Here is a 23,688-nt window from a genome sequence, read left to right on the forward strand (position 1 = left end):
TTTTCGCGGTCGCAAACCGTGCAAAAGTACAGTTATCTCCGATCGCCGAACCGGCGGCGGCCGATTTCCGCTAAGGTACTTCGAAACCTTTCGAAACCCGTGAGGAGTGAGGGCGTCTTGGAAACCTTCGAACTGATCCTCTTTCTGCTGATCGCCGTCATTGCCTCCAGCATCCTGGACAAGTTCCTGCCGCGGGTGTCCCTGCCGCTGGTGCAGGTGGCCCTCGGCGCCGTCATCGCCGTGGCCGTGCAGACGCCGCTCGAGTGGGGAATCGACCCGGAGCTCTTGCTCATCTTGTTCATCGCGCCTTTGCACTTCAACGAGTCGCGCCATGTGGATTCCGGCGCGCTGTGGAAGAACCGCTGGGGTATCGCGTCGCTCTCGGTGGGCCTTGTGTTCGCCATCGCCCTCGCCTGCGGGGCAACCCTGCACGCGCTCGCGCCGGCGGTGCCCCTGGCAGCGGCCATCGCCTTGGGCGGCGCCTTCGGGTCCACCGACGCGGTGGCCGTGACCGCCCTTACCCACGACCGTCGCTTCGGACTCCGTCACGAGGCGCTGCTGAAGGGAGAGGCCCTGTTCAACGACGTGACGGGCACGGTCATCTTCCAGTGCTGCGTCACGCTTTTGGCCACGGGCGCGTTTTCCCTCCTCCATGCCGGCGAGGAGTTCGCCCTCGATTTGTTCGGCGGCATGCTCGGGGGCCTTGCCATGGGCGTTGCGGCCTGGGCGCTGCTGGAGCTCATCCGCCGCCTTGGCCTGGATAGCCCCACGCTGCACGTGATGCTTGAGCTGCTTTTGCCCTTTGTCATCTACCTGGCGGCGAAGTCCCTGCATATCGGCGCGGTCATCGCGGTGGTGTCGGCGGGTCTTGCCATGTCGCTTCTGCCCCAGCGGCACACGGCGGCCACGGCGCGCACGAAGCTGCAGGCCAAAAGCGTTTGGGAAACCATCGAGTTCGTGCTGAACGGCATCATCTTCGTCATTCTCGGCATGCAGCTGCCGCGTCTGCTCGAGCCGGCCACGGAGGGCAGCCTGGGCGACCCGCTGTCCATCCTTGGCATCATCGTCGCGCTCACCTGCGTGCTTGAGGCCGTGCGCTTTTTGTGGCTGCTCGCCATGGACGCCCGCGCGGCGGCGCAATCGGGGGCCGGTGCGCGGGCGTGCCTGAGCCCCGAGAGCCTGCGCGGCACGCTGGCCATGGCCTTTGCCGGCGCGAAGGGCGGCATCACGCTCTCGCTCATGCTGACATTGACGGCGGGCGCTGCCCTGTCGGGCTCCGATCGGCTCGCGCTCATCTCCATTGCCTCGGGCATGATCGTGCTGACGTTGCTTTTGGCCGACTTTGCGGTGCCAGCGCTGGTGCCCTCGAAGCGATCGGCGGCGCGCAGCCGTGACCGCATCGACGCGGAGATCGGTATCACCCTGGGCGTTATCGCCTCCATCGAGGCCGACGCCCCTCTCACGGGAGCCGTGAAGGGGGCTCCGGTGGCGGGGAAAGAGTCGCGTTCGTCGTGCAAAGATGTGCCGGCGGCCGCGGCGCCTCACGGGACGGCCGCTACTGGGAAAGGCGGGGGAGAAGCGGACGGGGCGCAGGCTATCGACGAGCCGGCCACGGTCATCGTCATGCGCCGCTACGCTGACATCTTGGAGGAGCTGACCCCCGCGGCATCGCCCGAGGCCGCGGCCCGGGCCAAAGCCGAGGTGAAGCGCGTGGAAGGTCTCTATGCCCGCATCGACGACATCGCCCGCGAGGCCGCGACCTGGGATGGCGAGCCCGACAGCGCTTTGCGCGCGCCCGTCGACCACTTCCAGGCCCTGCGCGCAGTCTACGATGCCGTGGAGGATGTCCAGTCCCAGGCCCTCGCTCGCGAGCTGCAGCTCATCAAGGCCGCCCGCGAAGCCGGCGTCATCGACACCGCTCACGCCAAGGCCCTGCGCAACGACGTCTACATCCAGCAGCTCGTCCTCGACTAACTCTTGCGTGCCGCTGGCGCAGGTCAGTCGGTATAATGGCTAGATCGATCGGCAAGGAGGGATTATGGGAAAAGACGAAATGAGCCGCCGAGAAGGTCGGCCGCCCGCGGTCCTGCGCGATTTCGATGTTTCCTATATCGGCGTATGCGTGCCCCAGATTTGGATCTACTGCATCGCCCACCGCGCCGACGGCGTGCTCGGGGAAGTGGCTCTGGGCGTCCCGCTTTACCTGGCGCTCTCTGCTGCCATGGCCGTTGCCCTGGCGCTGGCGCTCAGGGGGGCGCTGCCCGCGAGGAGGCGCCCGATCGACTGGGTGCTGGCCGTCGTTCAGGGAATCGCCACCGCCGTTCTGGTGATGCCTCCCGGGACCTTCGAACTGCTCGCCGGCTCCTCTCTCTACGTCGCCTCCGCTGCCGCAGCGGGCATCGGCGTCGCATGGCTGTACCTGCAGTGGGCGCCCTTCTTCGCGACTCTCGGGGCCAAAGACGTTATCGCCTGCGTGTTCATCGCCATGGCCGTCGGCTCGGCGCTGAAGGTGCCCCTGGACATGCTGCCCGCCCCTTTTGCTGCCGTGCTGCTGGCGCTGATGCCGCTTCTCTCCGTGGCCCTCGTACGCCGCGCCGACGCCCGTCCCGTGCCCTGCGAGCGCCCTCCGCGCATGTTCCATGAGGTGAACCCCACAGCTGTGCCTTGGAAGATCCTGTTTGGCGTGGCCGTCTACAGCTTTGCCATCGGCGTCGTCAAGGGCGTGCCCGTCGAAGCCGACCCCGTACCCTTCGCCGCGCTTACTGCCGTGCACCATGGGGTGGAGATACTGCTTGCCCTCGCTATGCTCTGGTGGGTGCTCGTTTGCGGCCGAATGCTTAATTTCTCCGGCCTGTGGCGCGCGGTGCTGCTGTTCACGGCGGCTACGCTGTTCTTCCTGCCCGTGGCTGGTCCGGCGGCAACGCCTTGGCTGCTTCTCGGCGCGAATATCGCCCAGACGCTGGTGGTCATGCTGCTGTGGGCCATGCTCGCCGACGTGGCCCACCATTCTACGGCCTCGCCCGCCGTCATCTTCGCCTCTGGCTGGATCGCCTACTCCCTGCCCTTGGCCCTCGGCGAGGTTGCGGGCCTTCTCGTCGGGCATATGGACTCCCCGACGGTGGCCGTGGCGGCCCTGGCCTACCTCGTTACGGTGACGGTGGTGCTTGCTCTGAACGACACGGCGTTTTCCCAGCGCCGCATCTTCGCCGATCTCGATGTGCCGTTGCCCGCACCGACGGCTTTCGAGAGCCTCGATGACGGCTGCGACCGCCTGGGCAGGGAGCACGGCCTCACGGCGCGCGAGATCGAGGTGCTTCAAATGCTCGTGAAGGGGCGCTCGAAGTCCTACATTGCCGAGACGCTGTTCATCTCCGAGAACACGGTGCGCTCCCATTCCAAGCACATCTATCAGAAGCTCGATGTGCACTCCAAGCAAGAGATACTCGATTTGCTCGGTCTGCACAACTAAAGAGATAACGCCTTAAACTCCATCCTCACCAGGCGATACGGTCTAATCACCCCGTTCGTGTCATAGGGAGTATGCGCAGAAACACACCGTTCGTGTACTAGGCGGACCCGCCTTCGCAGCCCATGATGGCCTCATCGCAAGCAGCCTTGCGGTGGAGGAAAACGAAGAGGTCGAAGGAGGACCCGCCATGATCGCCAATCCCAACGAGATCGAAGCCGCCAACCGTCGCCAGCGCGCCCTGGCCCACATCAATCGGAATATCGCGCAGAAGCTTCAGCTGAACCGCCGCCAATTCATCAGCGGCAGCCTTGCCACTATGGCTCTGGCCGCCCTCGGTCTTTCCGGCTGCTCGCCGAAGACTCCCGCGGCGACGACGGGGGAGGGCGCGGCCTCCTTCACCCCCGGCACTTACGAGGCGGTGGCCCAGGGTCGCAACGGCGAGATCAAGGTGTCGGTCACTTTCGAAGCCGATCGCATCGCCTCCATCGAGGCCGACCATATGGAGAGCCGCAACATCGGCGACGCCGCCGTGCGCCTGCTCACCGACAATTATCTGGAAACCCAGAGCCTGTCTGTCGACACGGTCACGGGCGCCACGCTCACTTCGATGGCCTTCGCCACGGCCGTGGCCGAGTGCGCCGAGGCGGCCGGTGCCGACATGCGCGCCATCATGAAGGGCGACGAGTCCGTTAACGCCGCCGAGCCCATCGACGATACGGCCGATGTTGTGGTCATCGGCTCCGGTGGCGCGGCCCTGGCCGCTGCCGTGACGGCCGCCGAAGCGGGCAAGTCGGTCATCATGCTCGAGAAGATGGACATCTACGGCGGCAACACGAATGCCGGCGAGGGCACGTTGAACGCCCCCGACCCGGAGCGCCAGGAGCCCATGGGCATCGAGGATTCCCCGGACTTCTACTACACCCAGACCTTCGAGGGCGGCGACTCTGCCGGCGACCCCGAGCTCGTGCGCATCCTCGCTGACAACGCCCTGGACGCCGTGCACTGGATGGAAGACCACGGGCTTGTGTACGAGAAGGAGGTCTTCACGGCCATCGGCGGCCTGTGGCAGCGCGGACATGCGGTGGAAGTGGAAGTGAAGGGCGAGCAGGGCGGCAGCTACTACGTCTCCTGCCTGATGGAAAGCGCCGAGGCGACGGGCAACTTCACCCTCTACACCGATGCGAAGGCCGAGGAGCTCATCGAGGAAGGCGGCGCGGTGGTCGGCGTGCGCGGCACCCGTCCGTCCTCCGGCGAGCCTGTGGAGGTGCGGGCGAAATCCGTGGTGCTCGCCACGGGCGGTTATTCTCGCAACGCTGAGCTTGCCATGGAGTACGACAAGCGCGTGACCGAGACCATGCCCTCCTCCAATGTCTGCTCCTCTACCGGCGACGGCCTGGCGCTGGCCGAGGGAGTGGGCGCCGGCCTTCGCAACATGGAGCTTGTTCAGATCCACCCGCTGGGAGACCCGCAGAATGGCGGCGTGGCCACCTTTGTGGGCAATTGGCTCGGCGTCGAAGACTACGTCATGGTCAACGACGATGCTCTCCGCTTCGTTCGCGAGGACGAGCGCCGCGACACCATCGCCGACGCCATTCTGGAGCAGCCCAACGACGAGATGTGGCTTCTCGTCGACTCCACCAACATCAAGGACGATCGCTTGGAGGAGATTGCCGACCTTGTGGCCAAGGGCCACAGCTTCCAGGCCGACACCATCGAGGACCTCGCGACTCAGATCGGCGTTGACCCGGCGCAGCTGGCGAAGACCATCGAGGGCTACAACGCCTGCGTGGCCGCCGGTGCCGACACCCAGATTACGCCGGGCAAGGAGCTTTTGGGCGATGCGGTGTCCGATCCCACCTTCTACGCCTCCAAGCGCATCCCGACCATCCATTACACCATGGGCGGCGTGTGCATCAGCCCCGAGGCGCAGGTTCTCTCCGCAGCGGGCGAGCCCATTCCCGGCCTGTTCGCCGCCGGCGAGGTGACCGGTGGCGTCCAGGGAGCCAATCGCCTGGGCGGCAACTCCTACACCGACCTTATCGTGTTCGGCCGCATTGCCGGAGCCTCCGCCGCCGCCAACGCCTAGGCACTTGAACCATACCCTCCCCTCGGCCCCGCGACGCTTCCCCCTCCCTCCGTCGCGGGGCCTTTCTCCGCGCGTTCGTCGGCGGTTTCTGTGGGTTCGCGGGCGCTGGCCTTCTGCGGCCTGGACGGTGCGCTACACTACGGAAACTATGGTTAGCATCCCTTACATCATCTGCTCGGTTCTAAGCTTCGTGCCGGCCCTCGTGCTGCACGAGGTGGCCCACGGCTTTGCGGCCTACAAGCTGGGCGACCCCACGGCCAAGCGCAGCGGGCGGCTGTCGCTGAATCCGCTCAAGCACATCGACCCCTTCGGTACGGTTATCCTGCCCGCCTTGCTCATGCTCATGGGCTGGCCGGTATTCGGCTATGCCAAGCCCGTGCCTTACAACCCGCGCTACTTCAAGGACCCGCGCCGCGACGACGTCATCGTGGGTTTGGCCGGACCGTCGGCCAACCTCGCCATGGCGGCGCTGGCCGCGGCGGTGGCCTGGGGCTGCTCGGGGCTCGTGACCAACCCGGCCTTTGCCAACAACGAGCTGTTCGCCTACTTCTACGTGATGTTTCTGCCCACGTTCGCGCTCATCAACTTGTACCTCATGTTCTTCAACTTGCTGCCCATCCCGCCGCTCGACGGCTCGTCCATCTTCGCCATCCTGCTGCCGCCGAAGTACCTGCCGAAGTACTACCAGATTCAGCAGTATGCCTTCCCGGTCTTCATGATTGCAGTAGTGGTGCTGCCCTACGTGTTCAACTTCAACCCGTTCTCGTGGTATCTGGGCGTGACGGCCGGCAATCTGTTCGACCTCATGTTCCCGCCGTTTTTCTCCTAGGCGGCCCCCGTGTCCTACAAGGTTCGCATCGATAGCTTCGAGGGCCCCTTCGACCTGCTGCTCTACCTGGTGAGCCGCCAGAAGGTGGATATCGGCGCCATTTCCATTACCGAGATCGCCGACCAGTACCTGGACGAGGTGTCCCGTATGGACAACCTCGATCTGGACGTGGCCAGCGACTTTCTGCTCGTGGCTTCCACGCTGCTCGAGATCAAGGCCCAAAGCCTCATTCCGCGCGAGCGCGATGAGCTTGACGACGACTTGGCGGAGCTGGCGCCGTCGGAGGCCCGCGATATTCTGGTCGAGCGCCTCATGGAGTACAAGAAGTTCAAGAACGCCGCCGCCGTGCTGCACAACCGCTTCATGGCCGAGGGGCGGATGCACACGCGCCCCTTCGGTCCCGATGCGAGCTTTCTGGGCCTTATGCCCGACTTCCTGGAAGGCGTGTCGCTGGACGCGCTGGCCTATCAGGCGGCCGCGGCCCTCGCGCGGCGCGAGGTGTTCCTTTTGGAGAGCGAGCACATCGCCGCCAAGCCCATACCCGTGGAGGTGCACGTGCGCGCCATCCACCGGCGCATTCGCAATCGAAAGCATCTGCGTTTCTCGGAGCTGGTGGGACCGAGCACGCCCAAGGATGTGGCCGTGGTGACGTTTCTGGCCATTTTGGAGCTGTACAAGCGCGTGATGGTGCGCCTCGTGCAGGACGAGCCCTTTGGCGACATCGCCATCGACTACATCGAGGGCTCCGGCGAACTGAATTTGGAAGGCGAGGACGCCCTCACATCGGTGGGGGAGGAGTAGAGCTATGTTTCAAGGATTGCAGGAAAACCAGTTGGAGGGCGCCGTCGAGGCTATGCTTTTCGTAACCGACGAGCCTGTGGGCACCATCACCCTTGCGGAGATGCTGGAATGCGAGGTGGGCGCGGTAGAGGCGGCCCTCGTGAGGCTGCGCGAGGATTTGGAGACCCGCGGCGCCGGCATCCAGCTGCGCGAGGTGGCCGGTGGGTGGCGCCTGTTCACACACCCGGCCTACCACGAGCTCATCGAGAAGTACGTGCTGTCTTGGGACACGCGCCGCTTGTCGGCAGCGGCCATGGAGACGCTGGCCATTGTGGCCTACACCCAGCCGGTGACCCGTGCCGGAGTGGCCTCGGTGCGCGGAGTGAACTCCGATAGCCCCCTCAACTCGCTGGTGGAGAAGGGCCTTGTGCGCGAGGTGGGTACGGCCGACGCGCCGGGCAACCCGGTGCTCTACGGTACCACTCGAGGCTTTTTGGAGAAGTTCGGCCTTCGCAGCCCCGCCGATTTGCCCGATTTGGCCGACTTCGCTCCCGATGAAGAGACGCGCCGCCTCATTACCGAGCGGCTGAGCGCTACTCGCGAGGATGCCGCCGTGTCCGACGAGCAGGCCCGCACCATGGCCCGCTCTCTCATGGGCGAGGATTATGCCGAGGGCGATGGCGAGGCTATGCTCTTCGACGAGGAGATGGCCGAGGGTGCCGATGCCGCCGCCGCCTCGCTTGACGCGGCGACCGAAGAGCTGGGGGACGCTTCTGGGCGCACCGCCGACACCGACGCCATGTTCGCCCGGGCCATCGCCTCAACCCTTGGCGTTGTCGACAAGATCGACTTCGACTCCCTTGTCTTCGAAACCGATGATGAGTAGCGGAAGGCAGCTTGCGAAGGCCGGGGCAAACTTTTCGCTCAATTTTGCAGAAAAGAAGGGTTTGTTTGCAGTGCGGATGGCTCGGATTACTTTCGAAGGCGCCAAAATATACGAGAAACGTTTTTTTAATCCGTTTTGAGAGACGGGGGCGGTCGGCACCGTCGGTTCAAGTGCAAACAAATCCCCTATTTTTGCAAAATAGGGGGCAAAAGTTTTCCGAAACGGTGAAAGGAAGGGCGATTTGCAGTGGACGAGATGCGGCTGCAGAAATTCCTGGCTCGCGCCGGTGTAGCCTCGCGGCGCCATGCCGAGGCGCTCATCGCCGAAGGCCGCGTGACGGTGAACGGGGCGGTGATGTCCGAGATGGGCGCGAAGGTGACGCCGGGAGTCGATGCGGTGGCCGTCGATGGCGAGCTGGTCGTGCTGCCTGCGGAAACCGTCACCCTCATGCTGCACAAGCCCGCCGGGTACGTGACCACCATGAGCGACCCCCAGGGGCGACCGACGGTGGCCGAGCTCGTGGACGGGGCGGCTTGCCCCGGGCTTTTCCCCGTGGGGCGCCTCGATGCCGACACCACGGGGCTGCTGCTGTTCACCACTGACGGGGAGCTGGGCCAGCTGCTTTTGCACCCCCGCCATCATGTGACCAAAACCTACCTCGCGCTCGTCGAAGGGGCGTTGGAGGAGGCCGATGCCGCGCGCCTGCGTGCGGGCATTGAGCTGGAAGACGGCCCCACATTGCCTGCCGATGTGAGCATCCTGCGCGGGGCGGATGCCCGCCGCGCTGCCGCTCTCATCGGCGATGATGCCCAGGCCAGCGGCACGCGCCAGCGCCACGGCGGCAAGCGCAGTCGCACTGCGCTGGAGGGGGCGGGCACCTATGTGGAGGTGGGCCTTCGCGAGGGCCGCAAGCGCCAGGTGCGTCGCATGCTGGAAGCAGTGGGGCATCCAATCATCGCTCTGCACCGCCAATCTCTCGGCCCGCTCGACCTGGGCGAGCTGGACCGCGGCGCGTTCCGCATCTTGACCGAGCAGGAGGTCGGCGCCTTGAAAAGCGCATCATGACCAGCGATGTCGTAGTTCACCAGCAGATAACGTTCTCATGACCGCTTCGTTTCAGTGTTACACTGGCATTGGCATACTAGAGGCAACCGGATATGGGGACGGTCGTGGAGCGCAGCAAGTACATCGCCATCGTATCGGCGGCCGTGGCCGTCATCATCGTTGCGGTCATCGTCTATCTGGTCCAGCTCTCCTCGGCGGTGGCCGGCAACCTCATGACCTCGGTAGATGAGATCTCCCGCCACGACGTGGAATCCATTGAGGGCGCCCTGGACAACTCCTATGCGCGTCTGGGCTCGGTGGCCGATCGCCTGGAGGTCTACGATGTCCGCGACATCCACGAGGCTCAAGAGCAGCTGAACTTGGAAGCGGCCTCGTCGGCCCTGTTCAACGCCGTGTACCTCATGGAGACTGACGGCACGCTCTATAGCAGCTCCTATGTGCGCCTTGCGCCCGACGACCATGCCTATGACGAAATCATGGCCGACGGGCGCGACCAGTTCGCGATGCTCTACGACGATGCCAACGGCCGCTTGGAAACCACGAAAGAGTCCCTTATCTTCGGCATTCGCCTGCCTGATGTGGAAATCGGCGGCCACACCTTCATCGGCCTGCTCGGCCGCAGCGACCTGTCCGCCATCTCCAACCAGCTCGTCATCGAGAGCTTCGATGGCCAGGGCGTCTCCTCGGTGGTGAACTCCCGCGGCTACTACATCGTCAGCGCAAGCCCCGCCACCGACCTGGCCGGGCGCAACAACTTCTACGACATGCTGGAAGCTGGTCATATTGAAGATGGGGTCACCATCGACGACATCCGCCGCAACATCGCCGAGGGCAAGAGCTTCGTCGTCAACTGCGTCACGAACGAAAACGAGCACCTCGTCATGTCGTTTGCGCCTGTGGCCGGCACCGAGTGGTCGTTCATCATGGCTGTGCCCACCGAGGTGTTCTCCGAGCGCTTCGCTCCATTCATCGCCATGACGGCGGGCATGCTCGGCGCCATGGTGGTGGTCATCACCATCATGCTCGCGGTCATCTACCGGTTCATGAAACAATCCGTGCAGGCTCGAGCCGAGGCCGCTGCCCGTACCGAGTTCCTCTCGAACATGAGCCATGAGATCCGCACGCCGCTCAACGGCATCATCGGACTGAACCATCTCATGGAACGTCATATCGAAGACACCGCCTCCATGCGCGATTACGTGGGCAAGCTCGGCAAGGCGGCCCAATACCTGCTGTCGCTGGTGAACGATATCTTGGACGTGTCGAAGCTGCAGGCCGGCAAGGTGGACCTGCTCGCCGAGCCTTTCGACCTGAATGCGCTCGTCGACAACGTCTGCGAGATGCAGCGCGAGCCCATGGCGGCCCGCCGCATTCGCTTCGAGCTGTCCCGAGATATTGCGCGCCCGCATCTGGTGGGCGACGAGGTGCGCCTGTCCCAGGTGCTCATGAACATCCTGTCGAATGCCGTGAAGTTCACGCCCGAAGACGGCGCCATTGTCATGGCGGTGAGCCAGGTGGTCGCCACTACCGGACGCGAGGCCACCACGACGGTGTCTGTCGCCGACAGCGGCTGCGGCATGACCAAGGAGTTCGCCGATCACATCTTCGACGCCTTCACCCAGGAGCGCAACCGCAACAGCGATTCCCAGAAGGGCACGGGACTCGGCATGTCCATCAGCCATTTGCTCATGGAGCAGATGGACGGCCTTATTTCTGTGGAAAGCGAGCTGGGGAAGGGCTCCTGCTTCACCATTGTGGTGACGCTGCCTATCGATCCGGCGCATTGGGGCGACGTTCCCTCGGCGGCCGCGGAGGATGCCGGGCAGACCCGTACGGCCGAGATGCTCTCGGACGTGGTCGCCGAGATTGAGGCGGAGTGGGCCGAAGAGGCCGAGGCGCTGGCCGAAGCCGCTTCTGCGGCCGCCCCCACCGAGATCCTCGTGGCCGAGGACAACGAGCTTAACGCCGACATCATCTCGTCCATACTCACCGAGGAGGGCTTCTCCATCACCGTGGCCGTCAACGGCGAGGAGGCCGTGCGCCTGTTTCGGGAATCGGCCGAGGGCCATTTCGACGCCATCCTCATGGATGCCCAGATGCCGGTTATGGACGGCTACGAGGCGGCTCGCGAGATTCGGCACTTGAGGCGCGCCGATGCCAAGACGGTGCGCATCTTCGCCTGCACCGCGTCCACCTTTACCGAGGACCGCAATCGCGCCCTGGACGCCGGCATGGACGATTTCCTTACGAAACCTTTGAACGTGACGGTCATGCTGCAAAAGCTCGAGGCCGTCCGGAAAGGCAGTGCCTCATGAGCCTCGCGAACACTTTGTCGCCTCGGACGCTGACCCGGCGCAGCTTCTGCGCAGGGGCGGCCGCCCTTGCTGCTGCTGCGGCGGCTCTGCCGCTATCGGGCTGCAGCGGCCTGTCCGCCACCGGCGGGCTCACTCATCTGGTCATCAAAGTGCCGCGCACGGGCCACGACGTGGTCTTCGACGAGTCCATCAGCCAGGTGGAGACGGTCGTCCAGGCCATGGCCGACGACTTCGCGGCCACCTACGAGCGCCCCGTGGAGGTAGAGGTCATCGTCTTCGAGCAGAACCAGTACGACAATGCCATCGTGGGCTCCTTCGACACCGACAAGGCGCCGGATGTGCTCTACGGCGACTACTTCAACATCTCCACGTACATTCACACCGGGCGGGTGGTGCCGCTCGACGACATTGTGACGCCGGCCATTCGCGACGACATCTTCGACCAGCTGTGGGAGATGAGCGCCATCGACGGCCGCACGTATATGATGCCCTATCTGGCGCGGCAGAATGTGCTGGCCTACAACCTGGAGATGTTCCGCAATGCGGGGCTCGACGCGTTCATTGCCGAGGGAAAGATCACCGCGTGGTCGCTGGAGGAATGGACCCGTATTCTGGATGCGCTGGCCGAATCGCTGCCCGAGGGGTCGTTTCCCATGATGATGTACGCGGGCAGCTCTCAGGGCGACACCCATATCATGACGCTTTTGCGCTCGGCGGGCTCGAGCTTCTTCGATAGCGACGGGCACTTCAGCCTCTCTGCGCCCGAGGGCGTGGCGGCCCTGCGCTGGATTCAGGACGGCGTGGGCCGCGGGTGGTTCCCGCCCCATGCGGAGAATCTGGAAATCGAGGACTGCTCCAGCTTGTTCCGCGAGGGGCAGCTGGCCATCTACATGGTGAACAACGCCTCTCTGGGCCGCTATGGCGACACGATCGGGCTCGTGAACTTTCCGGGGCCCGACGCCGATGGCTGCTGCACCACCTTTGCCTCGGGCTTCGAGGTCTTCGACAACGGGGATGCGGACAAGCTGGAAGTGGCGAGGGACTTCATCTCGTTCGTGTACGGAAGCGAGCGCTGGCTCGATTACGCGGCCGGCACGCTGCCGGCGAGCAAGCAGGTAGCAGAGCGCTATGGCGACGCCATTCTCGCCTACGAGCTGTTCCGCGAAAACGGCGACAACGTCGTGGACTTCACCGGCAACAACCCGGATACCCGCGCCGTCCGCGACATCTTCTACACGGGCATCCACGACCTGCTCATGGGCAACATGACCCCCGAGGAGTGCGCCGCCTTCCTCGATGAGCGCTGCAACGCAGCCATCGACGAGGGCATCGCCGAAAGCCGCCTGCACGAGTGAGTGTCGCCCGACGCGACCAGGGACTTTGCGAACGTGTCGAGGCTATGAGACCGAGGCTATGAGCGCCATATCGTGGCTGTTCGTTGCAGAAGAAAGGCCGAGGCCTCTTTCGCAAGACGTGCGGAAAATGCGCCGCTGTCGGGTTTTGGGCCTGACGGCGGCGCGTTCGTATACAATGGAGGGCGGTTTGTACCTGATAGATTGAAGGAACCTGCACTTCTATGACTGACGAAGCAACACAGACAGGGGCGCCGTTTCAGGCCATCGCCGTGGTGGGCTTGGGGCTCATCGGGGCATCGCTGGCCGGCGCGCTCTGCGAGAAGATGCCCGACGCCGTGGTGTTCGGCGTGGATACCGACGATGCCGCCTGCAACGCGGCCCTCGAGCGCGGCTGGGTGTCCGCCGCCGCCGGCCCCGATCACCCCGCGTTTCGCGAATTCATCGAGGGGCCCTGCGATCTGGTGGTCATCGCCACGCCCGTGGCCGCGGTGGACGACTACCTTGCCCGCCTGCGCGATTGGGGCTACACGGGAGTCGTGACCGACACCATCTCGACCAAGGGCCACATTCTCGCTGCTGCGGCCGAGATGCTGCCCGCGCCCGAGCGCTACGTGCCGGGACACCCCATGGCCGGCTCCGAGCAAAGCGGCATAGCCGGCGCCCGTTCCGACTTGTTCGAGGGCGCGAACTGGATCTTGTGTCCCGATGAGGCCACGGTGCCCGAAGACTTCCAGCATCTGCACGAGCTTGTCACCGGTCTTGAGGCCCGCGTGGTGTCGCTGCACCGCGAAGAGCACGACCGCGCCGTGGCCATCGTGAGCCACGTGCCGCACATGGTGGCCTCCTCGCTCATGCAGCTGGCGAGCGCTCACGCTGATGACTCCCGCTCCATCATGCGCCTCGCGGCGGGCGGCTTCAAGGACACCACCCGCATCGCCGCTGGTTCGCCGAAGCTGTGGTGCGGCATCGCCTTCGATAACGCCGAGGCCCTGCGCGACGGCCTCGACGAGATGGCCGGCATCCTGGGCTCGTTCTCCGAGGCGCTCGCCGCCGGCGACCGAGAGACGTTCACGCGTCTGCTCGCCGAGGCCGCCGATGCCCGACGCGCCCTTCCCGCTGCCTGGGTGCCCTCCACCGAGAAGCTGCTGGAGGTGCGCATCCCCATGGTGAACCGCACCGGCGTGGTCGCCGAGGTCTGCACCATTGCGTCATCGGTGGGTTGCAATATACAATCCATTGACATCGACCACATCAGCGAGGGCAACGCCGTGCTCTCCCTCATCCTCACCGACGAGGGCGATATCGGCCAGCTGTCCATCCAGCTGATCACTGCCGGTTTCTCCGTATCGTTCAGTCCGCTCATGCCGAAGGAGTACGCTCATGTCGAATAGCGAAGCCACGGAACCCATCTCCGTCATCGAGCCGCTCGGAGGCCCGCTTCAGGGCGATATCGAAGTGCCGGGCGATAAGTCCATCTCGCACCGCGCGGTGCTGTTCGCCGCCATGGCCGAGGGCACCTCACAGCTTACCGGCGTGCTGGATTCCGAAGACGTGCGCGCCTCCATCCGCGCGGTGGAGGCCTTGGGCGCCCAGGTGAGCTTGAAGGCCCAGCCCGACGGCTCGCTTGCCGGCACCGTTACCGGCTGGGGTGCCGAGGGCCCGAGCCAGCCCGATGCCCCCATCGACTGCGGCAACTCCGGCACCACGGCGCGCCTGCTCATGGGGGTTGTGGCCCCCTGGGATATCAAGGTCACCATTACCGGAGACGAGTCGCTGCGGAAACGCCCCATGCGCCGCATCGTGGCGCCCCTGGCGAAGATGGGCGTCGATTTTTTGCCCGAGACGCCCGAGACGCTGCCCATCACCGTGTGCGGCAACCGCTCCCTGCGCGCCATCGACTACGACTCTCCCATGGCCTCGGCCCAGCTGAAGACCGCCGTGCTTTTGGCGGGCGTCTTCGCCGAGGGCACCACTACCCTCAACGAGCCGGCGCCCTCGCGCAATCACACCGAGCTCATGCTGCCGGAGTTCAACGTGCCCACCACGGCCGGCACTCGCGTGGCCACCGTCACCGGCCCCGCCGAGATGCTCGCCTCCGACGTCGTCGTGCCGGGCGACCCCTCCTCGGCCGCGTTCGTGGCTGCCGCCGCACTGCTCAAGCCCGGCAGCTCCGTGGCCATTCGGAACGTGTCGCTGAACCCGGCCCGCATCGGGTTCGTGCGCACGCTGGAGCGCATGGGCGCCGACATCCGCGAGTCCTACGGCGGACACGAGGGCAAAGAGCCCCGCGGCACCATCGCGGTGAACTTCACGCCGACTCTTCGCGGCTGCGAGATTCCCTCCCAGCACATCGCCTCGGTCATCGACGAGATTCCCGTGCTCGCGCTCGTGGCGGCCCACGCCCGGGGCATCACGGTGTTCCACGAGGTCGGGGAGCTGCGCGTGAAGGAGTCCGACCGCCTGCAGGCCATCATCGACGGTCTCGGGCTCATCGGCGTGGACGCCTGGGTAGAGGGCGACGATTTGTTCGTCGAGGGCGATCCCGCGCTGCAGGTTCCCGCGGGGCTGACCTTCGAATCCCACGGCGACCACCGCCTGGCTATGACCTGGGCGCTTGTGGGTGCCTGCGGGCACGTGCCCGTATCGGTGACCCGCTTCGGCTCCGTGGCCGTAAGCTACCCCGATTTTCTCACCGACTTGAAGGGACTGGTGAAATAGTGATCGTCGCCATCGACGGGCCCTCCGGGGCCGGCAAGTCCACCGTGGCCAAGGCCGTGGCCAAAGAGCTCGGTTTCTCCTGCCTGGATACCGGCGCCATGTATCGCGCCATCGCCTGGCGCGCGCTGCAAGACGGTGTGGCGCTCGACGATGACGAGGCGCTCGGCCAGGTGTCCCGCCGCTACGACATCTCCTTCGGCCATGTGGAAGGCGACCCGGTGCCCCGCCGCGTGTTCATCGGCGATGTGGAAGTGACCGACGCCATCCGCACCGCCGAGATCGATCGCGCCGTGAGCCCGGTGTCGGCTGCGCCCTCGGTGCGTGCCGCCCTGCTCGATCAGCAGCGGCGAATCGGAGGCGCCGGCAACTACGTGGTGGAGGGCCGCGACATCGGCACGGTGGTGTTCCCCGATGCCGCTGTGAAGGTGTTCCTCACGGCATCGGACGAGGAGCGTGCCCATCGCCGCGTGCGCCAGAACGTGGACCGCGGCATCGGGTCCATCGACTACGAGGAGGTGCTCGCCGATCTGCGCCGTCGCGATGCGGCCGACTCCTCCCGCGCCACCGCGCCTTTGCGTGCCGCCGAGGACGCCGTGCGCATCGATTCCACGAGCCACTACATCGAAGAAGTCATCGACCAGATCTGCGAGTTGGCCCGCGAGAAGATGCAGTAGCGACTCGATTGTCATCCTGAGCGAGCGAAGCGAGTCGAAGGATCTTCGAGGAAGGGCCGCTCTCTGTTCAATCGAGGCAGAGCGAAGCGGAAGCGGCGGGTGCCTTGACCGAGCGAGTTCCGCAGCGACTGAAACAGGACTCAACGTCCTGTTTCACAAAGCGAGGACTGTCTGAGCGAATCAAGGTATCCGGCGGTTCCGTCCCGAGGAGCCGCGGCCGAAGATAAGCAAGGAAAGGGAGACCCATGAGCCTCTTTCTGAAATACTCCGACATGTGGGACATGGACCTGGGCGGCCGCGACCGCTCCCATGAGATTCCCCATTGGTTCGGCAACCTGGCGTGGATCGTCATCGGCGGCCTGTGCAAGCTGCTGTTTCGCTATCGCGTGGATAACCGCGATCGCCTACGCGCCTTCAAGGGGGCCGAGGGCGCCATCGTCATCTGCAATCACACATCGTTTTTCGACGTGGTATTCATGTACCTGGCGGCGCGCCCCTCGCAGTGGGTGCGCCTCATGGGTCGCGACTCGCTGTTCGACAACGCCGGCGGTCTGCTCGGCCAGGCCCTCTCGCGGGCCGGCGCCTTCCCGGTGAAGCGCGACACGGCTGATATGACCTCTATCAAGCGCGCCGTGCGCATGCTGAAAAACGACGAGCTCGTGGGCATTCTGCCCGAGGGCACGCGCCGTGGCAAGTCGAACCGCACGCCGGAGATTCACGCGGGGGTGGCTATGATCGCGAAGATGGCCCACGTGCCTATCCTCCCCATGACCGTGCGCGGCGTGGAGAAGATCAAGAACAAGGGCGAGCGCGTGCATTTTCCAAAGGTGACGGTGGATTACGGCGACCCCATCCTTGTGACCGACTTCAATTTCCTGCCTAAAGAAGAGCGTCTGGAGGGTTGCACCTGGTACGCCCTGCGCGAGTGCTTCGCGCTGTTCTATCAGAAGCCGGTCGAAGAGGTGGACATGGTGGCGCTGTTCCCCGACGCCAAGGACTACGCCGCCGTCTTCGCCGAGCACCCTATTCCGCATCACACGAGCGAGGAGCTGGCCGAGGCCGCTCGCGCGAAAGCTGCCGCCAAGGTCGAGAAGGCTGCGAAGAGCGCAACGGAAGCCAGAGAAGATGGTAAAGAAGACGGTAAATAAGTCCGCGAAGCAGTTTTGTGGCTTGAAAACGACGATTCTTTGACCTGCCACCCCCGTGATAAGGATATTGTCTGGCTCTGGCTTAGCGTTTTCCCAGGTCGCGTATTACAGCGTGAGCGAAAATGCAGTTGCGAGGTCAGAGAATCGTGTTTTTCAAGCCAGTTTTTGCTTTTGAATTTGATTTTGGAAAGTCGTACAGGTGAGTTTGGCGAACTTGCCCGGTGTAAGTTTGGAGGTCGGCCATGGAAGTGATTCGCGCGAAGAGGGCTGGGGCCTGCTATGGCGTGCAGCGTGCGCTGGATATGGCCGACGAGGTCATTGCCGGCGGAAGCCGCGCCTTCACGCTGGGGCCGCTCATCCACAACCCGCAGGTCGTGGCCGATTTGGCCGAGCGGGGGGCGGCGGCCGTGAAGGACGTGGAGGCCATTGCGTGGAACGGCGAGGGCGAGGCTCCCTCGGTGGTTATTCGCAGCCACGGGGTGACGCCCGAGGTGCTCTCCGATGTGGAAGAGCGCGGCTTTGCCGTGGTGGATGCCACGTGCCCGCATGTGTCTCGCGCCCAGCATGCCGCCGCCGAGCTGGCAGCCGAGGGCTGCCGCGTGCTCGTGGTGGGGGAGGAGGGCCACCCCGAGGTGGAGGGCCTCACCGCCTGGGCGCGCCAGGCCGGCGGCAAGGTGGATGTGGTAGCCGATCCCGCCGACATCCCCGAGGGGCTCTACGACCCCATCGGCGTCGTCGCCCAAACCACCCAGCGCCGCGAGAACCTGCAGGCCGTCGTGGCCGCTCTGCGCGAGGCGGGGCTCGATCCACTTGTGCGCGACACCATCTGCTCGGCCACGCGCCAGCGTCAGGAGGCCGCCGCGGAACTGGCCGCCAATGTGGGCGCCATGGTGGTCATCGGCGGGCGTAACTCCTCGAACACCACGCGTTTGGCCGAGGTGTGCGCGCTCACCTGCCCGCGCACCTTCCATATTGAATCGGCCGACGAGCTGGACCCTGCCGCCTTCAAGGGGTGCGCCCGCGTGGGCGTGACGGCGGGCGCGAGCACCCCCGAGAACCAAATCGCCGCCGTGGAGGCGTTCCTGAAGACGCTTTAGGGGGCTGCGGCAAGAGGTCTCCACGTCCGGTGGTTATAATGGCGCTATGGCAACCTATCCAGGAAAAGATATCGAACGCGAGGCGAACGGCATCGCCTGTCCTCTGACGCCCGCCGACGCTACGGCTGCGGCTTGGGATGGGCCAGCGGCGCGCATTGTGGCGGTGGAGCCCGAGACGCCGGCCGATGATGCCGGGTTTGAAGCCGGCTGCTACCTCACCAGCGTGGACGGGCGGCCCCTGCGCGACATCATCGACTGGCGCTGGCTCGCCTCCGACGACGTTATCTCCGTGGGCTACATCGACCTGGACGGAGAGGTCGGGGAGGTGGAGCTGGAGCGCGAGCCGGGGGAGGACTGGGGCTTCGCGTTCGACGGCGTGCTGTTCGATCCGGTGAAGCTCTGCCGCAACGCCTGCGTGTTCTGCTTCATGCGCCAGCTGCCCGGCGACGTGCGCCCCTCGCTTGTGCTGCGCGACGACGACTTCCGCCTGAGCTTTCTGTCCGGCACCTTCGTCACGCTCACGAACCTTACGCCCGAAGACGAGGCCCGTATCGTCGAGCAGCACATCAGCCCATTGCGCGTGAGCCTGCACGCGAGCAACCCCGAGCTGCGCCGCCGCATGATCGGCCGCCACGCCGATCACGGCCTGGCGGCCCTCGGCCGCCTGCTCGATGCCGGCATCGAGGCCCACGCCCAAATCGTGCTCATGCCCGGCGTGAACGACGGCGACGCCCTGCGCGAGACCCTGGAGTGGGCATGGAAGCGCCCCGGCTTGGGCGGCGTCGGCATCGTGCCTCTGGGTTTCACCAAGCACCAAACCGCCCTGCAGGAGAGCTTCACCACGCCGGAGGCGGCCAAGAGCGTCATCGAGGTCATCCGCCCCTTCCAGGAACGCGCCCGCGCCGAGCGTGGTACCCCGTGGGTCTTCGCCGCCGACGAGTTCTACGTGAACGCCTACGGCGCGGACACCCCCGCCCACATTCCGCCGGCGAGCGATTACGGCGACTACGACATGTTCGAAGACGGCATCGGCATCGTTCGCTCCTACGTGGACGAGTTCGGCGAGGCCGTTGCCTCGGGTCTCGCCGCCCGAACCGCCGACGCCCTCGCGCAGCACAATCTCGTCGCCCGCTACGTCGTCGGCGAAGCCATGCAGCCCTTCCTCGACGCCATGATTGCGAGCAGCCCCCTGGTCGGCCGTCTCGTTCCCCTCACCGTGAGGAACAGCTACTTCGGCGGCAACGTAAACGTCACTGGCCTTCTCTGCGCCTGCGATATCGTCCCCGCAATTGCAGGCGTTGAAGCAAAGGAAGTGCAGGGCGAAGATGCAGGGTGCCTCGACCGAGTGAGTTCCGCAGCGACTGAAACGGCAGATGACGTGCTTACGCGAGGGCGGGGCGGGGGCTCGCGCGCAGGTTGCGCAGCGAACGAAACAGTCCAGTGGACTGTTTCGCCGAGCGAGCCATTGCTTGAGCACGTGCCCCCGCCCCGCCCTCGCGACGCGGGGAGCCGCCAACTTTTCCTCCTCCCCAAAGTCATCTTCAATGATGACGGCGTAACGCTTGATGACATGACCGTGCAGGATATCGAAAAGGCGGCGGATGTGCCCGTTCACGTGGTATCCTGTAATCCCCTAGATTACCTGCCCGAAATTATCGAGCTTGCGAAAGATTCGTTCTAGAAACGCGAGGAACACACCATGGCCCAACCCATCGTCGCCATCGTGGGCCGCCCCAACGTGGGCAAGTCCACCTTGGTCAACCGCATCGCGCAGACCGGCGATGCCATCGTCCACGAGATGCGCGGCGTCACCCGCGACCGCAGCTACCACAAGGCCGACTGGAACGGCGTGGAGTTCATGCTCATCGACACCGGCGGCATCGAGATGGGCGGCGACGACGCCTTCCAGGGCTCCATCCGCTCCCAGGCCTTCGAAGGCGCCCGGGAGGCGGACGTCATCATCTTCCTCGTGGATGGCAAGACCGGCATCAACACCGACGACGAGGAGGTGGCCCGCATTCTGCAGAAGGCGGGCAAGCCGGTATTCCTTGCCGTGAACAAGATGGACAATCCCGCCCGCATGGACGAGGTGTGGGAGTTCTACGCGCTGGGCCTGGGCGACCCGTGGCCGGTGAGCGCCCAGCACGGCAACGGCACGGGCGACTTGCTCGACGAGGTGGTAAACGAGCTGCGCAAGGTGGAATGCGAGCCCGAGGAGGAGGTCGAGGCCATCAACGTGGCCATCATCGGCCGCCCGAACGCGGGGAAAAGCTCGCTTACCAACAAGCTCACCAACAACGACCGCTCCATCGTGAGCGACGTGGCCGGTACTACCCGCGACGCCATCGACACGCTCGTGGAGCACGAGGGCCAGATGTACCGCATCGTGGACACGGCGGGCCTGCGCCGCAAAAGCCAGATCGACGAGGACGTGGAGTACTACGGCTTCGTGCGGGCCATGCGTGCCATCGACCGAGCCGATGTGGCTCTGCTCGTCATCGACGGCACCCTGGGCCTTACCAACGAGGACCAGCGCGTGGCGGGATACGCCGCCGAGCGTGGGTGTGCCATGGTAATCGTGCTGAACAAGTGGGACATCGTGGAGGGCCCCGAGGCCAAGGAGAAGATCCGCGAGCGCATCGAGGACCGCATGACGTTCGTGGGCTACGCGCCGGTGGTGGCCATCTCGGCGCTCACCGGCAAGCGCGTCGACCGCATCTGGGGCGCCATCGACGAGGCGTACGAGAACTACAGCCGCACCATTCCCACCAACCAGCTGAACACGTGGCTCGCCGGCATTCGCGAGACGGGACACACCGTGTCGAAGGGCAAGGCCATCCTGCGCATGAAGTACCTCACGCAAACGGGTACCTGCCCGCCGCACTTCACCTTCTTCGTGAACCGTCCGGATGTGGTGGACGACAACTACGAGCGCTATCTGGAAAACCGCATGCGCCAGAACTTCCCGCTCACGGGAACCCCCATCCGCCTCAAGTTCAAGAAGAAGGACTAGCCCATGCTCGCCATCGTCGGCCTGTACGTCGCGTTGTTTTTAGCCACCTTCCTGCTCGGCTCCATCCCCTGGGGCGTAATCATCTCGAAGCTGGCCTTCAAGAAGGACCTGCGTGACGAGGGAAGCGGCAACATCGGCACCACGAACGCCATGCGCACCCTGGGCAAGGCCGGGGGAGCGGCGGTGTTCGTGCTCGATTTCGGCAAGGGCCTTGTTGCCGGCTGGATTGGTACGCTGGTTGCGGCCCATCTGGCCACGACGATGATGGCCGCCGCCTCTGAGACGGGCGCAGCTATAGATCCGCTGTACTGGAACGGCGCGCTGTCCTTAACGGGGCTCGCCCTGGCGGTATCCTTTGCCGGCTGCACCTTGGGCCACATCTTCAGTCCCTGGCTCGGCTGGAAGGGCGGCAAGGGCATCGCCGTAGCCGCCGCGTGCCTTGTCTTCGTCTTCGGGCCGCTGGGCTTCATCATCGAGGTGTCTTGCTTCGTTATCGGTATCGTCGTGACGCGCTGCGTGTCGGTAGGCTCCATCGCTGCCGCTGCCGTTTGCCCCGTGCTCGGCCTGTACTTCTACTGGGGCGAATGGGTGCCCTGGCTCATCATCGCCATCACGGCCGGCGTCGTCATCTGGGCCCACCGCGCCAACATCGCCCGTCTGCGCGCCGGCACCGAGAACAAGATCGGAAGCAAGAAGAGGGAAGCCGCCTAGTGCTCAGCCAAGGTTGAGCGAAGCGAAAACACGGGGTGTTCTGACCGAGCGAGTTCCGCAGCGACGAGAACAGGACTAAATGTCCTGCTCTCCAAAGCGAGGACTGTCTGAGCGAATCGGAATACCGCGTGGTTTCGCCCCGAGAGAGTTTCAAGGAGATAGTGGGAGGACAACCATGAGAGTAGCAGTGATTGGAGCCGGCAGCTGGGGGACGGCGCTGGCGCTCGTGCTGGCGGAAGCGGGACACGAGGTGATGCTCTGGGCCCGCACGGCGGAAGTGGCGCGCGCTATCAACGCCGAGCACCGCAACCCCCGCTACCTGGCCGACTACCTGCTGCCCTCTGCCATCCGCGCCACCGACTCCTATGCCGAGGCGTGCGAGGGCGCCGAGGCCGTGGTCATCGTGACGCCTTCGGCGGCCCTGCGCAGCGTGGCCCGCGACCTGTCCGCCCTCATCGGAGCTGACACGCCCGTCGTCATCTGCTCGAAGGGCGTGGAAGAGGCCACGGGCCTGCTTCCCATCGACACCTTCGCCGACGAGTTGGGCAACCCGGCGCGCTTCGCCGTGCTGTCGGGTCCCACCCACGCCGAGGAGGTCATCTGCCGCAAGCCCTCGGCCGCCGTGGTGGCCTCGTCCGACCCGGCTACGGCGCTGCTCTTCCGCGACCTGTTCGCCACGCGCTTCTTCCGCACCTACACTTCCGACGACCCGGTGGGCGTGGAGCTGTGCGCCGCCTTCAAGAACGTCATTGCCATCGCCGTGGGCATCTCCTACGGCATGGGATTCGGCGACAACACCGCGGCCATGCTCATCACCCGCGGTCTGGCCGAGATGAGCCGCATGGTGGTGGCTGCTGGGGGCGAGGCCATTACCTGCATGGGCCTGGGCGGCGCCGGTGACATGGTGGTCACCTGCATGTCGCAGCACTCGCGCAACCGCCGCTTCGGCGAGCAGTACGTGGCCCGCGGGCTCACGCTGGCCGACTTCACGGCCCAGACCCACATGGTGGTGGAGGGCGCCATCGCCTGCAAGACCCTCGCCACGTTGGAGGAGCGCTACGGGGTCGACCTTCCCCTCACCGACACGGTGCGCGCCGTCGTGTGGGGCGGCGTGGCTCCCAAAGAGGCCGCCTCAACCCTCATCGAACGGCCCCTGAAGAGCGAGTTCTACTAAGCTTATCGCTATCGCTCACTTATTCGATAAGGTTTCGCCAGGTCAACGAAGCGCATACGCCCGTTAAACCAACGGCGGGCCCCTCTTTTCTTTCGAGGGGGAAGGGGTATTGTGGTCATCAGCCGAACGGAAGGCGGCAAGCGCAAGCGAAAGCGCGAGGCGCCCGGCCGATCGGTCCTTGACAACCAACTCGAGTTTTCCGTCGCACCGTCTCCTGCGTGAACCCTCCTCTCTCCTCTCTCAAAACCCTCGCGGCGGAAACGACCTCCATGCGCACGTTTCCCCTTCTCCTCCGTGCGTACTGAGCGAAGGCCCCTTCGGTTCCCCTGCCGAAGGGGCCTTTTTCGTGGGGAATTCACGCGCCAAAG

General features: G+C 65.1%; 18 protein-coding genes. All 18 read left to right on the top strand.

All coding sequences use genetic code 11. The features are described 5' to 3' along the window. Positions 1–117: 117 nt before the first annotated feature. Complete coding sequence (locus VJ923_RS04895) at positions 118–1,974, top strand: cation:proton antiporter (protein WP_326439140.1); 1,857 nt, start codon at positions 118–120, stop codon at positions 1,972–1,974. A 64-nt stretch (positions 1,975–2,038) separates the two neighbouring features. Then, entirely contained in the window at positions 2,039–3,469 is a 1,431-nt protein-coding gene (locus tag VJ923_RS04900) for a LuxR C-terminal-related transcriptional regulator (RefSeq protein ID WP_326439142.1), read from the top strand. A gap of 187 nt (positions 3,470–3,656) precedes the next feature. Beyond that, positions 3,657–5,555, top strand: a complete 1,899-nt coding sequence (locus VJ923_RS04905) for a flavocytochrome c (protein ID WP_326439145.1) — start codon at positions 3,657–3,659, stop codon at positions 5,553–5,555. A 148-nt stretch (positions 5,556–5,703) separates the two neighbouring features. Next, a complete protein-coding gene (locus VJ923_RS04910) occupies positions 5,704–6,384 on the top strand; it encodes a site-2 protease family protein (RefSeq protein ID WP_326439147.1) in 681 nt (226 codons plus the stop codon). A gap of 9 nt (positions 6,385–6,393) precedes the next feature. Further along, positions 6,394–7,185 carry a segregation and condensation protein A gene (locus VJ923_RS04915; RefSeq protein WP_326439149.1) on the top strand — a complete coding sequence of 264 codons (792 nt, stop codon included), beginning with the start codon at positions 6,394–6,396 and terminating at the stop codon, positions 7,183–7,185. A 4-nt stretch (positions 7,186–7,189) separates the two neighbouring features. Next, complete coding sequence (scpB, locus tag VJ923_RS04920; protein WP_326439151.1) at positions 7,190–8,050, top strand: SMC-Scp complex subunit ScpB; 861 nt, start codon at positions 7,190–7,192, stop codon at positions 8,048–8,050. A gap of 255 nt (positions 8,051–8,305) precedes the next feature. Continuing rightward, positions 8,306–9,115: a pseudouridine synthase gene (locus VJ923_RS04925; protein ID WP_326439645.1), complete on the top strand. Its 810-nt coding sequence runs from the start codon at positions 8,306–8,308 to the stop codon at positions 9,113–9,115. A 92-nt stretch (positions 9,116–9,207) separates the two neighbouring features. Next, positions 9,208–11,430: an ATP-binding protein gene (locus tag VJ923_RS04930; RefSeq protein ID WP_326439153.1), complete on the top strand. Its 2,223-nt coding sequence runs from the start codon at positions 9,208–9,210 to the stop codon at positions 11,428–11,430. Beyond that, positions 11,427–12,785, top strand: a complete 1,359-nt coding sequence (locus VJ923_RS04935) for an ABC transporter substrate-binding protein (RefSeq protein ID WP_326439155.1) — start codon at positions 11,427–11,429, stop codon at positions 12,783–12,785. The genes VJ923_RS04930 and VJ923_RS04935 overlap by 4 nt, the downstream gene beginning before the upstream one ends. Before the next feature lie 221 nt (positions 12,786–13,006). Further along, entirely contained in the window at positions 13,007–14,176 is a 1,170-nt protein-coding gene (locus VJ923_RS04940) for a prephenate dehydrogenase (RefSeq protein WP_326439157.1), read from the top strand. Further along, the gene (aroA, locus tag VJ923_RS04945) at positions 14,166–15,503 is read left to right on the top strand and encodes a 3-phosphoshikimate 1-carboxyvinyltransferase (RefSeq protein WP_326439159.1); all 1,338 of its coding nucleotides are present in this window, start codon (positions 14,166–14,168) and stop codon (positions 15,501–15,503) included. The genes VJ923_RS04940 and aroA overlap by 11 nt, the downstream gene beginning before the upstream one ends. After that, complete coding sequence (gene cmk, locus VJ923_RS04950) at positions 15,503–16,177, top strand: (d)CMP kinase (RefSeq protein ID WP_326439161.1); 675 nt, start codon at positions 15,503–15,505, stop codon at positions 16,175–16,177. Before aroA ends, cmk begins: the two co-directional genes overlap by 1 nt. A gap of 245 nt (positions 16,178–16,422) precedes the next feature. After that, positions 16,423–17,325 carry a lysophospholipid acyltransferase family protein gene (locus tag VJ923_RS04955; protein ID WP_326439163.1) on the top strand — a complete coding sequence of 301 codons (903 nt, stop codon included), beginning with the start codon at positions 16,423–16,425 and terminating at the stop codon, positions 17,323–17,325. A gap of 242 nt (positions 17,326–17,567) precedes the next feature. Further along, complete coding sequence (gene ispH, locus VJ923_RS04960; RefSeq protein WP_326439165.1) at positions 17,568–18,422, top strand: 4-hydroxy-3-methylbut-2-enyl diphosphate reductase; 855 nt, start codon at positions 17,568–17,570, stop codon at positions 18,420–18,422. A gap of 46 nt (positions 18,423–18,468) precedes the next feature. Further along, on the top strand, positions 18,469–20,103 hold the full coding sequence (locus VJ923_RS04965; protein WP_326439167.1) for a DUF512 domain-containing protein: 1,635 nt from the start codon (positions 18,469–18,471) through the stop codon (positions 20,101–20,103). 18 nt (positions 20,104–20,121) lie between these two features. Further along, a complete protein-coding gene (der, locus tag VJ923_RS04970) occupies positions 20,122–21,435 on the top strand; it encodes a ribosome biogenesis GTPase Der (RefSeq protein WP_326439169.1) in 1,314 nt (437 codons plus the stop codon). 3 nt (positions 21,436–21,438) lie between these two features. Further along, positions 21,439–22,146: a glycerol-3-phosphate 1-O-acyltransferase PlsY gene (gene plsY, locus VJ923_RS04975; protein WP_326439171.1), complete on the top strand. Its 708-nt coding sequence runs from the start codon at positions 21,439–21,441 to the stop codon at positions 22,144–22,146. Between the two features lie 175 nt (positions 22,147–22,321). Beyond that, positions 22,322–23,320 (top strand): NAD(P)H-dependent glycerol-3-phosphate dehydrogenase, encoded by a 999-nt coding sequence (locus VJ923_RS04980; RefSeq protein WP_326439173.1) that lies wholly within the window; start codon positions 22,322–22,324, stop codon positions 23,318–23,320. The last annotated feature ends 368 nt before the right edge of the window (positions 23,321–23,688 follow it).

Source organism: Adlercreutzia shanghongiae (assembly GCF_035830635.1).
GTDB lineage: Bacteria > Actinomycetota > Coriobacteriia > Coriobacteriales > Eggerthellaceae > Adlercreutzia > Adlercreutzia shanghongiae.

Coding starts and splice junctions, on each gene's coding strand:
- VJ923_RS04900 (WP_326439142.1), top strand. CDS start 2,039: ATGGGAAAAGACGAAATGAGCCGCCGAGAAGGTCGGCCGCCCGCGGTC.
- VJ923_RS04905 (WP_326439145.1), top strand. CDS start 3,657: ATGATCGCCAATCCCAACGAGATCGAAGCCGCCAACCGTCGCCAGCGC.
- VJ923_RS04910 (WP_326439147.1), top strand. CDS start 5,704: ATGGTTAGCATCCCTTACATCATCTGCTCGGTTCTAAGCTTCGTGCCG.
- scpB (WP_326439151.1), top strand. CDS start 7,190: ATGTTTCAAGGATTGCAGGAAAACCAGTTGGAGGGCGCCGTCGAGGCT.
- VJ923_RS04925 (WP_326439645.1), top strand. CDS start 8,306: ATGCGGCTGCAGAAATTCCTGGCTCGCGCCGGTGTAGCCTCGCGGCGC.
- VJ923_RS04930 (WP_326439153.1), top strand. CDS start 9,208: ATGGGGACGGTCGTGGAGCGCAGCAAGTACATCGCCATCGTATCGGCG.
- VJ923_RS04935 (WP_326439155.1), top strand. CDS start 11,427: ATGAGCCTCGCGAACACTTTGTCGCCTCGGACGCTGACCCGGCGCAGC.
- VJ923_RS04940 (WP_326439157.1), top strand. CDS start 13,007: ATGACTGACGAAGCAACACAGACAGGGGCGCCGTTTCAGGCCATCGCC.
- aroA (WP_326439159.1), top strand. CDS start 14,166: ATGTCGAATAGCGAAGCCACGGAACCCATCTCCGTCATCGAGCCGCTC.
- VJ923_RS04955 (WP_326439163.1), top strand. CDS start 16,423: ATGAGCCTCTTTCTGAAATACTCCGACATGTGGGACATGGACCTGGGC.
- ispH (WP_326439165.1), top strand. CDS start 17,568: ATGGAAGTGATTCGCGCGAAGAGGGCTGGGGCCTGCTATGGCGTGCAG.
- VJ923_RS04965 (WP_326439167.1), top strand. CDS start 18,469: ATGGCAACCTATCCAGGAAAAGATATCGAACGCGAGGCGAACGGCATC.
- der (WP_326439169.1), top strand. CDS start 20,122: ATGGCCCAACCCATCGTCGCCATCGTGGGCCGCCCCAACGTGGGCAAG.
- plsY (WP_326439171.1), top strand. CDS start 21,439: ATGCTCGCCATCGTCGGCCTGTACGTCGCGTTGTTTTTAGCCACCTTC.
- VJ923_RS04980 (WP_326439173.1), top strand. CDS start 22,322: ATGAGAGTAGCAGTGATTGGAGCCGGCAGCTGGGGGACGGCGCTGGCG.